This is a genomic window from Granulicoccus phenolivorans DSM 17626 = NBRC 107789 = JCM 15570 (genome assembly GCF_000423085.1).
GTDB classification, from domain to species: domain Bacteria; phylum Actinomycetota; class Actinomycetes; order Propionibacteriales; family Propionibacteriaceae; genus Granulicoccus; species Granulicoccus phenolivorans.
This window is the reverse complement of sequence record NZ_AUHH01000016.1, coordinates 25303-39193: the sequence shown is the minus strand read 5'-3', so window position 1 is coordinate 39193 and position 13891 is coordinate 25303. Positions and strand designations below refer to the sequence as shown.

10 protein-coding genes are annotated in these 13891 nt (G+C 68.9%); 2 read left to right on the top strand and 8 right to left on the bottom strand.

The window, feature by feature from the left end; genetic code table 11:
* Positions 1-11: 11 nt before the first annotated feature.
* The 4 genes from hrpA to G531_RS0108130 all read right to left on the bottom strand — a co-directional run bounded on the left by hrpA (position 12) and on the right by G531_RS0108130 (position 6383).
* Complete coding sequence (hrpA, locus tag G531_RS0108145) at positions 12-3872, bottom strand: ATP-dependent RNA helicase HrpA (RefSeq protein WP_026926866.1); 3861 nt, start codon at positions 3870-3872, stop codon at positions 12-14.
* Positions 3869-4756: a universal stress protein gene (locus G531_RS0108140; protein ID WP_026926865.1), complete on the bottom strand. Its 888-nt coding sequence runs from the start codon at positions 4754-4756 to the stop codon at positions 3869-3871. Before G531_RS0108140 ends, hrpA begins: the two co-directional genes overlap by 4 nt.
* Before the next feature lie 63 nt (positions 4757-4819).
* Positions 4820-5299, bottom strand: a complete 480-nt coding sequence (locus tag G531_RS21345) for a pyridoxamine 5'-phosphate oxidase family protein (protein ID WP_051215243.1) — start codon at positions 5297-5299, stop codon at positions 4820-4822.
* A 163-nt stretch (positions 5300-5462) separates the two neighbouring features.
* Positions 5463-6383: a T3SS (YopN, CesT) and YbjN peptide-binding chaperone 1 gene (locus tag G531_RS0108130; protein WP_026926864.1), complete on the bottom strand. Its 921-nt coding sequence runs from the start codon at positions 6381-6383 to the stop codon at positions 5463-5465.
* A gap of 487 nt (positions 6384-6870) precedes the next feature.
* Between G531_RS0108130 and G531_RS0108125 the strand changes: the two genes are divergently transcribed.
* On the top strand, positions 6871-7896 hold the full coding sequence (locus G531_RS0108125; protein ID WP_026926863.1) for a hypothetical protein: 1026 nt from the start codon (positions 6871-6873) through the stop codon (positions 7894-7896).
* 80 nt (positions 7897-7976) lie between these two features.
* Here the strand turns inward: G531_RS0108125 and G531_RS0108120 are convergent, their stop codons facing one another.
* From G531_RS0108120 to G531_RS0108105, 4 genes are all read right to left on the bottom strand, one after another.
* The gene (locus tag G531_RS0108120) at positions 7977-10886 is read right to left on the bottom strand and encodes a vitamin B12-dependent ribonucleotide reductase (protein ID WP_026926862.1); all 2910 of its coding nucleotides are present in this window, start codon (positions 10884-10886) and stop codon (positions 7977-7979) included.
* Between the two features lie 58 nt (positions 10887-10944).
* Positions 10945-11490: a transcriptional regulator NrdR gene (gene nrdR / locus G531_RS21340; protein WP_051215242.1), complete on the bottom strand. Its 546-nt coding sequence runs from the start codon at positions 11488-11490 to the stop codon at positions 10945-10947.
* Positions 11491-11882: 392 nt separating this feature from the next.
* On the bottom strand, positions 11883-12311 hold the full coding sequence (locus G531_RS21335) for a DUF2752 domain-containing protein (protein WP_051215241.1): 429 nt from the start codon (positions 12309-12311) through the stop codon (positions 11883-11885).
* On the bottom strand, positions 12308-12751 hold the full coding sequence (locus G531_RS0108105; protein ID WP_026926861.1) for a hypothetical protein: 444 nt from the start codon (positions 12749-12751) through the stop codon (positions 12308-12310). Before G531_RS0108105 ends, G531_RS21335 begins: the two co-directional genes overlap by 4 nt.
* 258 nt (positions 12752-13009) lie before the next feature.
* On the opposite strand from G531_RS0108105, the gene lexA reads away from it, so the two are divergent.
* Entirely contained in the window at positions 13010-13864 is an 855-nt protein-coding gene (lexA, locus tag G531_RS0108100) for a transcriptional repressor LexA (RefSeq protein ID WP_081683949.1), read from the top strand.
* Positions 13865-13891: the final 27 nt, after the last annotated feature.

The following is a 13891-nucleotide window of genomic DNA, read 5'->3' as shown; positions in this document are numbered from 1 at the left end:
GATGTTGCGGGTCAGGCTCGGGGGGCGGCCGCGATCCGGTTCAGGATCCGCTTCGGTGAGACCGTGTAGCGCGTCCCCAGGCCCTGCGCGAACAGGCTGACCCGCAGTTCCTCGATCGCCCAGCCGATGTCGCGCACCTCCTCGGGCAGCGGTCCGGGCGGCTGTTTCGCGCACAGCTCGGCGTAGGCGTCCTCCACCGGCCAGATCGCATCGAGGCCGCGCTCGTCGGCGGCCGGGTTGGTCCGCAACCCCTGCAGCCGAATCTCCATGGCGTGCAGATAGCGCGGCAGCTGATCCAGGTGCGGCTGCTCGGTCGCGCTCAGGAAACCGTCGAAGACCAGGTTCCCCAGTTGCTCGGTCAGATCGGTCCGGGCGTCCCCCGCCGGGAGTGCGGCCAGGCCGAGCTGCACCTGCTGGGCCCGCCGCAGCACTTCGGCGGCGGTCGCCACCACCGCCCGCATCCGGTCGGCCTGATCGGCGCGGACGGTATCGCACAGGGTGCGGAAGGCAGCCTCGGTCCGCACCTGCGCCGGATCGACGGCGGCGGCGATCAACTCCCCCACCGCGGCCAGCCGGGCGTCGGCGAGCAGGGCCGGGACCGAGGCGTACGGACTGTTGCCCAGGGCCAGCTTGTCGGTGTTCGACAGATGGGCCACCACCCACTTGGTCGGGTCCGGGGTGTTCAGCCGGACCAGCCGCCGCAGCCCGCGCCGGTGGGCGTACGCCCGGCGCTCGGGAGTGTCGTGCACGATCAGGGCGACCGAGGTGCCCTCGTCGACCAGCCCCGGGTAACCGATCCCACTGGGGCCGCCGCTGCGGCCGGGCCGGGTGAGCGTGAGCTGCTCGGGGATCTCGCCGAATTCCCAGTCAGTGGCGCCCCGACGGGTGTGGCCCCCGGCCGCCCTGGTCAGGGTGGCCGACACCTGCGTGGCCAGCTCGGTCTTCAACTCGGCCAGGTCCTCCCCGATCCGGGCCGGCCGGTCCCCGTCGAGGATCTCGAAGCGAACCCGCAGATGCGGATCGAGGGTCTCCGGGTGCCAGGCGTCGGCGGGGATCACGACCCCGGTGAGATCGGTCAGCGCGGCCCCGAGCGCCGCCGGGAAGGCGGTCCGTTCCGGGTCGACCGGATGCTCGGCCAACCGGGCCAGCGCCTTGCGGGCATGGTCGGGCGCCGGCACGAAGTTTGTCCGGATCGCTTTCGGCAGGCCGCGGATCAGTTCGGTCGCCAGATCGGTACGCAGCCCGGGGACCTGCCAGGTGAACGGCTCGGCCGGGATCTGGTTCAGGATCCCGATCCGGATCGACACTGTGGCGCCGTCGTGGCCCGAGCCGGGATCGAAGATGTAGTTCACCGGGAGGTCATGGCCGGCGACGGTCCAGGTGTCGGGGAACTCATCGGCGATCGCGCCGTCCTCGCTGACCAGATCGCTGAGTTTCAGATCGAGGTAGTCATCGGCCTCCTGGCGCTTCTTGCGCCACCAGGTGTCGAACTGGCGCTGGGAGGTGATGTCGCCGGGCACCCGGGCGTCGTAGAAGGCGTAGATGGTCTCGTCGTCGACCATCAGGTCGCGGCGCCGGGACCGGTCGGCCAGTTCCTCCGCCTCGGCCCTGGTCCGCTGGTTGCGGGCGAAGAAGTGGTGCCGGGTGTGCCACTGCCCCTCCACCAGCGCCGAGCGCAGGAAGATCTCCCGGGCCTCGACCGGGTTGATCCGGGCGTAGTCGACCGCCCGGTTCGCCACGATCGGGACGCCCAGCAGGGTCAGCCGCTCGTACGCCTGGACGGTGCCGCTGCGCTGGGACCAATGCGGCTCGGAGTAGGTGCGTTTGATCAGGTGGCCGCCGACCTCCTCGACCCAGCCGGCCTCGATCCCCGCGGCGGTCCGCGCCCACAACCGGGTCGTTTCGACCAGTTCGGCGGCCATCACCAGATCCGGGGACTTCTTGGCGATCGAGGAACCGGGGTTGATCGCGAACTTCGCACCCCGGGCTCCCAGATACTCCCGCGGGCCGGGCCGGGCCCGGCGACGGGTGCCGGCCCCCTGCTTCTTGGGCTCGGTCACCTCGCCCAGCCCGATCTGGGAGAGCAGGCCGGACAGGATCGCCACATGGACCCGATCGGCCGGTGCCGGCTGCTGGTTGCGGGTCAGCTTCAGATCCGCACAGATCTCCCGCAGTTGCTGGTTCAGGTCCTGCCATTCCCGGATCCGCAGGAAGTTGAGGTACTCCGCCCGGCACAGCCGCCGGAACGCGTTGCCCGACAGGGCGGCGCGTTGCTGCTTCAGGTACTGCCACATCCGCAGATAGGCCAGGAAGTCCGAGCGGTCCGGGGGCGCGGGTTCGGCGTCGGGCGACTCCGGCAACGCCGCCCAGAACCGCCGGTGGGCCGCATCGGCCGCTTCGCGATGTTCGGTCGGGCGCTCCCGCGGATCCTGCACCGTCATCCCGGCGACGATCACGCTGACCTCGGCGAGGCAGCCCTGGGTTTCGGCCTCCAGCAGCATCCGGCCCAGCCGCGGATCCAGCGGGATCCGGGAGAGGCGGTGCCCGATCCGGGTCAGCGCCGGTTCGGTCCGCGGGCGATCCGGCTGCAGGGCGCCGAGTTCGGTGAGCAGCCGGATCCCGTCGGTGACCTGGGTCGAGTCCGGGGGCTCGACGAACGGGAAGGCGGCGATGTCCCCGAGCCCGATATCGGTCATCTGCAGGATCACCGAGGCGAGGTTGGTGCGCAGGATCTCCGGTTCGGTGAACTCGGGCCGGGTGGTGAAGTCGTCCTCGGCGTACAACCGGATGCAGATGCCCGGGGCCACACGCCCGCAGCGACCGGCGCGCTGGTTCGCGCTGGCCTGGGAGATCGGCTCGATCGGCAGCCGCTGGACCTTCGTGCGGGTCGAGTAGCGCGAGATCCGAGCGGTCCCCGGGTCGATCACATACCGGATTCCGGGGACGGTGATCGAGGTCTCGGCGACGTTGGTGGCCAGCACGATCCGGGTCCCGGTGTGCGGGCTGAACACCCGGTGCTGTTCGGCGGCCGACAGTCGGGCGTACAGGGGGACGATCTCGGTGAACCGCAGGTCCATCGCGGTGAGCGCGTCGGCGGTGTCGCGGATCTCTCGCTCGCCGGACAGGAAGACCAGAATGTCGCCGCTGCCCTCCCGGCGCAGTTCGCTGACCGCGTCACAGATGCCGTCGATCTGGTCCCGCGGATCGGCCCGCGCGGCCGTCGGCGCGTCCGGGACCTCGGCGGGCTCGAGCGGGCGATAGCGCACCTCCACCGGGAACGTACGCCCCGACACCTCGATGATCGGCGCGGGTGTGCCCGCGGCATCGGCGAAGTGTTCGGCGAAGCGAGCGGTATCGATGGTGGCCGAGGTGACGATCACCTTGAGATCGGGGCGCCGCGGCAGCAACTGCTTCAGGTAGCCGAGCAGGAAATCGATGTTGAGCGAACGCTCGTGGGCCTCGTCGATGATGATGCAGTCGTAGCGGCGCAGGTCCGGGTCGTGGGTGAGTTCGGCCAGCAGGACGCCGTCGGTCATCAGCTTCAGCCGGGTCTGGGCGGACGCCTTCCGGGTGAAGCGGACCTGGAAACCGACCAACTCCCCGAGCGGGGTGTCCAGTTCCTCGGCGATCCGCTCGGCCACGCTGCGCGCGGCCAGCCGCCGCGGCTGGGTGTGGCCGATCCGCTGCAGGCCGGCGGTCAGGCAGATCTTCGGCAATTGGGTCGTCTTGCCCGAGCCGGTCTCGCCGGCGACCACGATCACCTGGTGGGCGGCGATCTCGGCCCGGATCTCATCGACCCAGGCCGAGATCGGCAATTCGGGGGGAAACTCCAGCCGCGGGGGTTTCGCGGCCGGTCGGGTGGAACGGCTCAGCGGTCGCCCTCGTGATGCTTCTTCAGCCGGACCAGGGCCACCGGCGAGTCACTGTGCGCCATCACGGCGCGGACCGTGCCCCCGGGACCGAAGCCCGGCAGGCCACCATGCACGCCGAGCACCAGCAGATCGACGGTGCTGGTACGCGCGGTCAGCTCGGGCACCGGGTGGTTGGGCACGATCTCGACCTGCACCTCGACTTCGGGGTACTTCGCGCGCAGTTCCTCCAGGTGCGGCTGCAGGAACTTCTCCGCCGCCTCGTGCACGGCCTTTTCCCGCGCGGCGCGGTCGGGCCGGTTGGACTGCAGTTCGAAGGCATGCACGACCAGCAGCCGGGAACTGCGCTGCTTGGCCGTCTGGAAGCCGTACTCCAGGGCAGGGATGGAGCGCTCGTTGAAGTCGACTCCGACCCCGATCAGGCCCTTGTCACCGGTGTGGGCCGGGTGGGTCGCCGCGGAGACCATGATCACCGGGCAGTACGAAGTGTTGGCCAGGCCGAAGCTGGTGGAACCGACGAACAACCGCTCCAGCCCGCTCAGGGCACGTCGCCCGACGACCAGGGCCTGCGCCCGCTCGGACAGCTTGGTCAGCACCGCCTGCGGATTCCCCATCTCGATGCTGGTGCTCACCCGGTCCGGATCGATCCCGATCTTGAGGGCGTGGGCGCGTGCCTCGTCGATGGCCTCCTTGCCGGACTCCTGCAGCAGCACCGGGTCATAGACGATGCCCCAGGCACCGGCCAGCACCGCATCGTCCACCGCGTGGACCAGCTGCAGGTCTGCACCCACGGCCATCGCCATCCGGGCGCCGTACGCCACCGCGCGCAGCCCGTCCTCGGAGCCGTCAACACCTACTAGTACCGGAAGGGATCCGTCCCCACTCATGTCTGCTCCTCACCTTGCTGATATCCCCAGCTTATTCCCTGGCCTGCGCGAGAATGCGGCGGATCAGGCGAGTTCGCTGACGAATCGCCCGGTGATCTCGGCGGGCTCGATCTCGATGACCACGCTGCGGGGGCCCGGCGCCCAGGGCTGCGGCAGGTTCTTCGACCACAGTTCGACGAGCCGATCGGGCGTACGCGGGGCATGGGCCTGGCCGCGCACCAGGACGCTCCAGCCGGTGTGGCCCGCCAGGTCCATCGAGTCCACCTCGAAGGCAACGCGGGCGCCGTGGGTCAGCTCGGCGAGAATGGTGGTGGCAGTGGTCCGGAACACGATGGTGCCGTCGCACACGATGTAGGCCACCGGCAGGATCAGTTGCCCGCGTCGGCTGGCCCAGGCGACCCGGCCGATCTGATGGGTGTCCAACAGGCGATAGCACTCGGCCACGCTGAGTTCGGCGAAGGCGGGATCGCCGGCCAACGGGTCGTCGGCCGGAAGTACACCGGCGGGAAGTGCGCCGGCAAGGGCGGTCTCGGGTAGTTCCATCGCTCCCCCTGTCTCGCGTCGTTGCAAGCCGTGTCTGCGTCCTTGCAAGCTCTCTGCGCCGGTACCGACCCGGCGTAGGTGAACCAGTGTTCACTGAGAAAACTCTAGCCGCTGATCGTCCACATACCAGAATGGTGTTCCTGCTTGTGGAACGGCACTGGAGTTACAGGTTGCCCTCAAATGTGGTGCGCCCTCGCAACTTCGCGGCGAGATCGTCGTCGATCCCGTCGGCGACCTCGCTGAGGAGCCGAACGGCCTGATGCAGGTGGGCCGGAACGAACGGATGAGCGAACACCGAGGTGGTCACGAAGACCCGGTCGCGGATCAGCTGGAACTTGACCAGCCGGACTTCGGCATTCAGGTCCGACAGCACCTCCATGGCTCGGGAGCGTCCGTCGATGTCGTGGACCAGGGAGGAGAACACCACGATCTCCCGATGATCGGCGGAGGTCCGCAGGAACAGCATGGTCGAGCCGACCCGGATGGCGAAGTCGCCCTCGGCATCGCGCATCGGCTCATGGCCGAACATCTCGGTGAGCTCGGCGGTGATCATGTCGTCCAGATGCTCCCGATTCACCGGAATGGTGGCGACCACATCCTCGGGATCGAACTCGGTGGTCCCGGTCAGGGGAACCTCGCGCGGCTGCAGAATCTCCGCCAACTGGTCCGGGGCCAAAAAGATCGGATGTTGGATGCCGTAGATGTCGCGCAGCACCGTGACGGCCTGCCGCGCCAGTTCGGCGGTGTTCTCCTGGGAGCACTCCAGGCTGAAGTTGGGCGTGGCTCGGGGCCCTTCCGCGGTGGGCGGTTGCCACCCGGCCGCCTCCAGGGCCGCCAACTGGGCGGCGGTCAGCTGGTAGGCGTCGGCCAGGACGCCGTTGGAGGCCGCCTCGGCCCGGAGCATGTCGCGGGAGATCGAGCTGAACCGGACGAACGGGACGGTCTCACTGCTGCTGGCCACCGACCCGATGGTCAGATCGGCGGTGTCGTCCATGACCGACAGGACCTCGGCCAGGCGCCCCTGGAAGCTGTCCCAGGCTTCGGCGGTGCTCCGATCCAGGTCGAAGTCCTCGTACTCCGGCATTCCCACTCCTTGTGGTTGGTTCCTCCTGAAACCTAGCGCGCCCGGCGCGGAATTTCGCCCGGCGTACCGCCTCAGCGAGATCCTCCTCGCGGCAGAGTCGGCAAATTGCCCTGCTGCGTTGGACAATGGCCGGGTCGATTTATGTCTCCGCCAGTCCCGGAGGCGCAGCAGGACCACAGGCACATGGAAGGTGATCGATATGTCCCAGCCACCCAACGGCGGCTACCAGCAGGGACCTCCCGGGCCGCAGGGGCCGCAGGGGCCGCTCGGAGCGCAGGGACCCCAGGGACCCCAGGGACCCCAGGGACCTCAGGGCCCCGGGAGTTTCGGACCGCAGGGATCACCCGGGAGCTTCGGACCGCAGGGATCATCCGGCGGCCAATTCCCCGGCCCGGGTCCGGTCGGACCGCAGGGCGGACGGCCGTCGGGGCCGAACTCGGGATACCTCGAGCCCAGCGGCCTGGCCGGCGGCCCCGGCGGCCCCCGGATGGGGCCCGGTGGCCCGGGTCAGCCGAAGAAGAAGAACAACACCACCAAGATCATCCTGGGTGTCCTGGGCGGGGTCGTGGCGCTGGTCATCATCGCGGTGATCGTCGTGGTGGTGCAGGTCAACGGCAGGATCGCTGCCGAGCGTCGGGCCGAGGAGGAGAAGAAGAACGCCGAGCGGGCGGCCATCACCGACTCGACCGCCGCGGTCAAGGGCTATCTCGATGCGCTGGTGGCCGGGGACGCCACCAAGGCGCTCAGCTACAGCCGGCAGAAGCTGGAGGGCCCGCTGCTGACCCCCGAGGTGTACCAGCAGGCCGCCAAGCAGGGCACCATCACCCAGCCGTACGTGGCCGAGCCGACCTATGTGACCGCCGATGCGTCCGGCGGCTACACCAAGACCAACATCCAGGCCTCCTACACCATCGCCGGGACCCCGCAGAATGTGTACTTCTCGGTGATCAACGTGAACGGCCAGTGGAAGCTCGATGAGACCACCGGAACCGTCGCCGTCTCCAACGGCCCGGTGAAGATCTTTGGGGTGGACGTCACCGACACCACCCAGGCCCTGCCCGGCGTGTATGAGGTGAGCCCGCCGAACAACCGGATGACCTACGAGGAGACCAAGATCACCATCGAGGGTCCGGGACGCAGCGATTCGTTCTACGCGCGGGCCAAGCTGACCGATCAGGGTGCCAAGGACTTCACCGACGCGGCGAAGGCAGCGGTGGACAAGTGCCTGGCCACCAACGACCCGAAGCCGGCCGACTGCCCGTGGATCAGCCTCAACTACTCCGGCGGCACGATCAAGCCGGGATCGGTCCGGCTCAAGCTGAACAACAACCCGCTGGACGGCGCCACGGCACGTCTGTCGACCGGCACTCAGGCTCGCATCGGGATGAGCGTTCAGTTCACCGGCACCGCGCAGTCCTCGACGGGCGCCCCGCTGACCCTGAGCTCGACGACCAAGTACCTGGTGGCGACCGGGGATATCTCGAAGGAGCAGATCCAGATCTCGTTCAGCTGAGCGATCCTGATCCACCTGCCCGAACGCCGAGGGGGCGGAGCTGCTGCTCCGCCCCCTCGGCGTTTCGGTTCCGGTACGGCTCAGCTGCAGCCGCTGGTCGAGCCACAGCCCTCGCAGACGTAGCACGAGCCCGAGGGCCGCATCTTGGTGCCGCAGGTGAGGCACAGCGGGGCATCGACCGTGCCCCCGGTCAGCGATTCGAGCAGTTCGGCGGTGGTGTGGGCCTCCCCGACCGGGCGGGCGCCCACCTTGCCGGCAACCGGCCGGTCGGTGACCGGCTTGCTCCCGGCGGACTGGGCCGGCGTCGCGGTCTCGGTCCGGACCACCCGGGGAGTCGGCAGCGCCTCCTGCTCCGGATCGGCGGCTTCCGGATCGGCGAAGTCACCCTCCAGCGGCAGCGGTTCCTCCTCCTCCGGCCGGTAGGACCCGGTCTGGACGTAGTGCGCCCGCTCGGTGGCGGTGTAGATCCCCAGATCGGCCCGCTCGTCGAAGGACAGGTAGTCCAGCGCCAGGCGGCGGAAGATGTAGTCGATCAGCGACTGAGCCATCCGGATGTCCGGATCGTCGGTCATCCCGGCCGGCTCGAACTTCATGTTGGTGAACTTCTGGACGTAGGTCTCCAGCGGCACCCCGTACTGCAGCGCGATCGACAGAGCGATGGAGAACGCATCCATCACCCCGGCCAGGGTCGAGCCCTGCTTGCCGAGCTTGATGAAGACCTCGCCCAGCCCGCCGTCGTTGTAGGAGCCGGCGGTCAGGTAGCCCTCGGCTCCGCCCACGGTGAAGGAGGTGGTCTGCGAGGGACGCGACTTCGGCAGCCGCTTGCGGCGCGGCTTGTACTCCACCACCGGAGCCGGCGCCGCGGCCTTGACCTCCTCCTTCTTCTTCTTGCCGTCCGACAGCGGCTGACCGACCTTGCAGTTGTCGCGGTAGACCGCCAGCGCCTTCAGCCCGAGCTTCCAGCCCTGCAGGTAGACATCGGCGATGTCCTCCACGGTGGCGCTCTCGGGCAGGTTGACGGTCTTGGAGATCGCGCCGGACAGGAACGGCTGGACCGCGGCCATCATCCGGACGTGCCCCATCGGCTTGATCGCGCGCTCGCCCATCGCGGTGTCGAAGACCTCGTAGTGCTCGGACTTCAGCCCGGGCGCATCGATCACGTGACCGTGCTCGGCGATGTATTCCACGATCGCCTCGACGGTCTCCGCGGCGTACCCGAGCCGGGCCAGCGCGCGCGGAATGGTCTGGTTGACGATCTGCATCGAGCCGCCGCCGACCAGCTTCTTGAACTTGACCAGCGAGAAGTCCGGCTCGATGCCGGTGGTGTCGCAGTCCATCATGAAGCCGATGGTGCCGGTCGGGGCGAGCAGCGAGGCCTGGGCGTTGCGGAAGCCGTTGCTGCCGCCCAGTGCGATGACCTGGTCCCATTCCTTGGTCGCCGCGTCGCGGATCGGGGTGTCCATCGCCGACAGCGGCCGCAGGGCGTCGTTGGCCGCCTGATGCTTGCGCATCACCCGCTTGTGCGCGTCGGCGTTACGGGCGTACCCGGCGTACGGACCCACCACGGCGGCCAGCTCGGCCGAGCGACGGTACGCCGTTGCGGTCATCAGCGAGGTGATCGCCGCGGCCACGGCCCGGCCTCCCTCGGAGTCGTAGCCGTGCCCGGTGGCCATCAGCAGCGCCCCCAGGTTGGCGTACCCGATGCCGAGCTGCCGGTAGTCGCGGGTGGTCCGGCCGATGGCCTCGGTCGGGAAATCGGCGAAGCAGATGGAGATGTCCATCGCGGTGATGATGAACTCCACGGCCTTGGCGAAGGTCTCGACATCGAAGGAGCCGTCGTCGTTGAGGAACTTCAGCAGGTTGAGGCTGGCCAGGTTGCACGAGGAGTTGTCCAGCGACATGTACTCCGAGCACGGGTTGGACGCGGTGATCCGTCCGGACTCGGGGTTGGTGTGCCAGTCGTTGATCGTGTCGTCGTACTGGATGCCGGGATCGGCGCACTCCCAGGCGGCCTTCGCCATCTTGGTGAACAGGTCGGCGGCATCGATCCGCTCGATCACCGAGTTGTCGGTGCGCGAACGCAGCGCGAAGTCGGTGCCGTCCTCGACGGCGTTCATGAACTCATCGGTGACCCGCACGGAGTTGTTGGCGTTCTGGTACTGCACCGAGGTGATGTCCTTGCCGCCCAGGTCCATGTCGAAGCCTGCGTCCCGCAGGGCGCGGATCTTGTCCTCCTCGCGCGCCTTGGTCTCGATGAACTCCTCGATGTCGGGGTGATCCACATCCAGCACGACCATCTTGGCGGCCCGGCGGGTGGCCCCACCGGACTTGATCGTGCCCGCCGAGGCGTCGGCGCCACGCATGAACGACACCGGGCCGGACGCGGTGCCGCCGGAGGACAGCAGTTCCTTCGACGACCGGATCCGGGACAGGTTCAGCCCGGCGCCCGAGCCGCCCTTGAAGATGAAGCCCTCTTCGCGGTACCAGTTCAGGATCGACTCCATCGAGTCGTCGACCGACAGGATGAAGCAGGCGCTGACCTGCTGCGGCGACGGGGTGCCGACGTTGAACCAGACCGGGGAGTTGAAGGAGAAGACCTGGTGCAGCAGCATCCAGGTGAGCTCGGCGGCGAAGATGTCGGCGTCGGCGGTGGTCGCGAAGTAGCCGTACTCCTCACCGGCGTCGCGGTACTTGCCGACGACCCGGTCGATCAGCTGGCGCAGGCTGGATTCCCGGGCATCGGTGCCCAGCGCACCGCGGAAGTACTTGCTGGTCACGATGGTGGTCGCGTTCAGCGACCAGTCCTCGGGAAACTCCACCCCGCGCTGTTCGAAGACGGTCTCGCCGGTCTTCCAGTTGGTCTGGACGACATCGCGCCGCTCCCAGGTGACCTCGTCGTAGGGGTGGACGCCGGCGGTGGTGAACACGCGGTCGATCTTCAGCCCCTTGGCACGGGGCTTGCGCGCGGATGAACGGGCAGTTTCAGTCATGACGGGGCCTTCCGATCTGCTGATAGTTGGCGGGTGAATGGGGTGATGCGCCCGGCGGTCAGGCCTGCGACGTGGTGGCTCTGGGGTTCTTCGCTGCGTTCCGACCGGCCGGACGTGGCCGCGGCAGCGTGATCAGCGGAGCTTGTTCACTGAGGTGGTGCGGATTCTCCCGCAGGGTGCGAATCTCGGATTCGAAGTCCTCGACCGACTCGAACTGGCGATAGACACTGGCGAAGCGCAGGTACGCCACCTGGTCGAGTTCCCGCAGCGGCCCGAGGATGACCACCCCGATCTCGTCGGCGGGGATCTCGGACATCCCGGAGGCACGCAGGTCGGCTTCCACGATCTGCCCGAGCCGAGCCAACTGCTCCTCGGTGACCGGGCGACCCTTGCAGGCCTTGCGTACGCCGTTGATCACCTTGTCGCGATTGAACGGCTCGGCCACTCCGGAACGCTTGACGACCATCAACTGGATCTGCTCGACGGTGGTGAACCGGCGCTCGCAGGCGAGGCATTGCCGCCGCCGACGGATCGCGCAGCCGTCCTCCACCGCGCGGGAGTCGAGGACCCGGGAGTCGGCGTGACGGCAGTACGGGCAGTGCATAAACCCCTCCTTCGAGCCTGTCCGAGGCCGATCCGCCCGGCGAGTGTGGGCAATTCTGGGGATAACCCTGTGATCGGCCTGTGCACATCCTGTTGATGAGTGACCACAACCTGTGGATGAAACACATAGGTGTAACTACTAGATATGGGTAGCTTAGGACTCTGCAACCACAAGATCAAGAGGCACACCGGGCGCGGCCGAACCGACCCCTGCCCTGACTTTGCGGGGACCACGGCCCGACCCGCCGGGACCGGGGCAGCAGTTCGCCGGCGCCGCCGGCGTTCACTCGGGCACAGCAGGCCCCCCGGGCCATCCAGGGGCGCGGCCCGACTACCGCAGGGATTCACCGCGGCCGGGGGCGGCCGAACCGGGTCCGCCGCGGTGGCGCCCACTCAGCGCAGCAGGTTGCGCCCGACGGCGAACACGACACCGATCAGGACCACGCCGAGGAGGACCTGCCAGGTCGGCCGACGATCGAGCTCTCCCAGCACTCCGGGGAGATTCGCGGGGCGCCGCTGCAGCACGCGGATCAGGGTCCACCCGTACAGCGCCGCCAACGCCGCGGCGAGCAGCAGCATGAAGGGGTTCCACGCCCAGGCCGCCGCCACATCACCGTGGAGCAGCGCAACCCCCATCCGGGACGAACCGCAGACCGGGCACAACAGCCCGGTCAGATGCAGCACCGGGCACGGAATCCCGTGGCCGGTCACCGCATAGACCCCGCCTGCCAGCACACAGGTGCCCCCGAACAGGCTCAACCACCCCAGCCGCGCCAGTCCGCGGGTCAGGGCCACCGCGGTGGGATCGGGCGCAGGGGTCACCCTGCCATTGTGCCCGCGCCGGCAATCACGCCGGCCACGGGCGCAGTCCCCGCACCGAGCGCGGGGGCACCCTGCTCCCCCGGGTCGGCAGTCACCTGCAGCGCGGTCGAGACCACACAGAAGACCCCGACGATCACCAGCAGCGCGAAGGTGCCCAGGATCAGCTTCAGCGACAACTCCGAGGGGCCGGCGGCCTCCGCCGCCACGGCCACCGGACGCACCGGGCGCTGCACCCGACACCCGGCCGCGGCCGTGGCCACCCGCGGAGCCGAGCTCCGGCGGACCGGGTCGGCGGAGGCGCGGGTCGCCCGCAGCTCCCGGGTCACCCGTGCGTCTCGGACCGGACGCAGCTCCCGGGACCGCCGGTCCCGCCCGGTGCACGACCCCACAACAGCCACGTCGGTGCGGACGATCGGCCTGCTGGTCAGTACTGCGCTCATGGAATCCTCCTGGGTGTTCGTGGACCGTGACCGGAGCCACCGCCGGATCGAACGCGTGTTCGATACGACATGTCTACCGAACTTCCGAATCGAACGCAAGACCGAATCGCAAGTCCGTCGCCGGACGGATTGCCGACACCCGTGAGCCAACAGCACGCCACTGACACTTTTTGCACGTCGCCGTCCCGCCCCTGAATTCTCGACCGACACGTCGAACAGATGTTTGAATCTGTCGGAGGCAGGCTCTAGGGTGTTGCCATGGCAGATGAGATCGGTACCCCACCCCCCTCCTCCGCGACCAGCGACCCCGCCCCCGAGGATTCCCCGACCCGACCTGCCCGCCGCCGCGGTCGACCCCGCAAGGAAGATGTGGCGGCCCAGTTGGCGGCCGCCTCCGCGGCCAGCGAGCACGCCCGCGGAGAGGCCACGGTGCTGTCCCTGCCCGACGGTCCGCCCGACCCGAGCGGCCTGACCCCGCGGCAACGAAGGATTCTGGAGGTGGTTCGGGAGAGCGTCGAGGGCCGGGGCTACCCGCCCAGCATCCGCGAGATGGGCCAGGCCGTGGGGCTGGCGTCCTCCTCGTCGGTGGCGCACCAGCTCCGGGTCCTCGAGCAGAAGGGATTCCTGCGACGGGATCCGAACCGTCCGCGCGCCCTGGAGGTCCTGCTGCCCGACAGCACCCATACCGCGACCGCTGCGGACAGCCCGTTGCCCAGCGACGACGCGGAGCGGTTGCCCGCGCCGGTGCATGTCCCGGTGCTGGGTCGGATCGCCGCCGGTGGGCCGATTCTGGCCGAGCAGCAGGTGGAGGACGTCTTCGCGCTGCCCAAGCAGTTGGTCGGCGAGGGGACCCTGTTCCTGCTCGAGGTGCGCGGCGACTCGATGATCGAGGCAGCCATCTGCGACGGCGACTGGGTCGTGGTCCGCCAGCAGCCCGATGCCGAGAACGGCGACATCGTGGCCGCCCTGTTGGACGACGAAGCGACGGTCAAGACCTTCAAGCGCACCGCGGGGCAGGTGTGGTTGCTCCCGCACAACCCGAACTACGACCCGATCGACGGCAACGACGCCCGCATCCTGGGCAAGGTCGTCACGGTTCTGCGGCGGATCTGAACGGGTCGGCGGCCCGGTCCATGAGCT

Excerpts from the sequence above, each read along its gene's own strand:
- nrdR (WP_051215242.1), bottom strand. The coding sequence starts at position 11,490 with ATGCACTGCCCGTACTGCCGTCACGCCGACTCCCGGGTCCTCGACTCC.
- G531_RS0108140 (WP_026926865.1), bottom strand. The coding sequence starts at position 4,756 with ATGAGTGGGGACGGATCCCTTCCGGTACTAGTAGGTGTTGACGGCTCC.
- G531_RS0108120 (WP_026926862.1), bottom strand. The coding sequence starts at position 10,886 with ATGACTGAAACTGCCCGTTCATCCGCGCGCAAGCCCCGTGCCAAGGGG.
- G531_RS0108130 (WP_026926864.1), bottom strand. The coding sequence starts at position 6,383 with ATGCCGGAGTACGAGGACTTCGACCTGGATCGGAGCACCGCCGAAGCC.
- G531_RS21345 (WP_051215243.1), bottom strand. The coding sequence starts at position 5,299 with ATGGAACTACCCGAGACCGCCCTTGCCGGCGCACTTCCCGCCGGTGTA.
- G531_RS0108125 (WP_026926863.1), top strand. The coding sequence starts at position 6,871 with ATGGGGCCCGGTGGCCCGGGTCAGCCGAAGAAGAAGAACAACACCACC.
- G531_RS0108105 (WP_026926861.1), bottom strand. The coding sequence starts at position 12,751 with ATGAGCGCAGTACTGACCAGCAGGCCGATCGTCCGCACCGACGTGGCT.
- lexA (WP_081683949.1), top strand. The coding sequence starts at position 13,010 with ATGGCAGATGAGATCGGTACCCCACCCCCCTCCTCCGCGACCAGCGAC.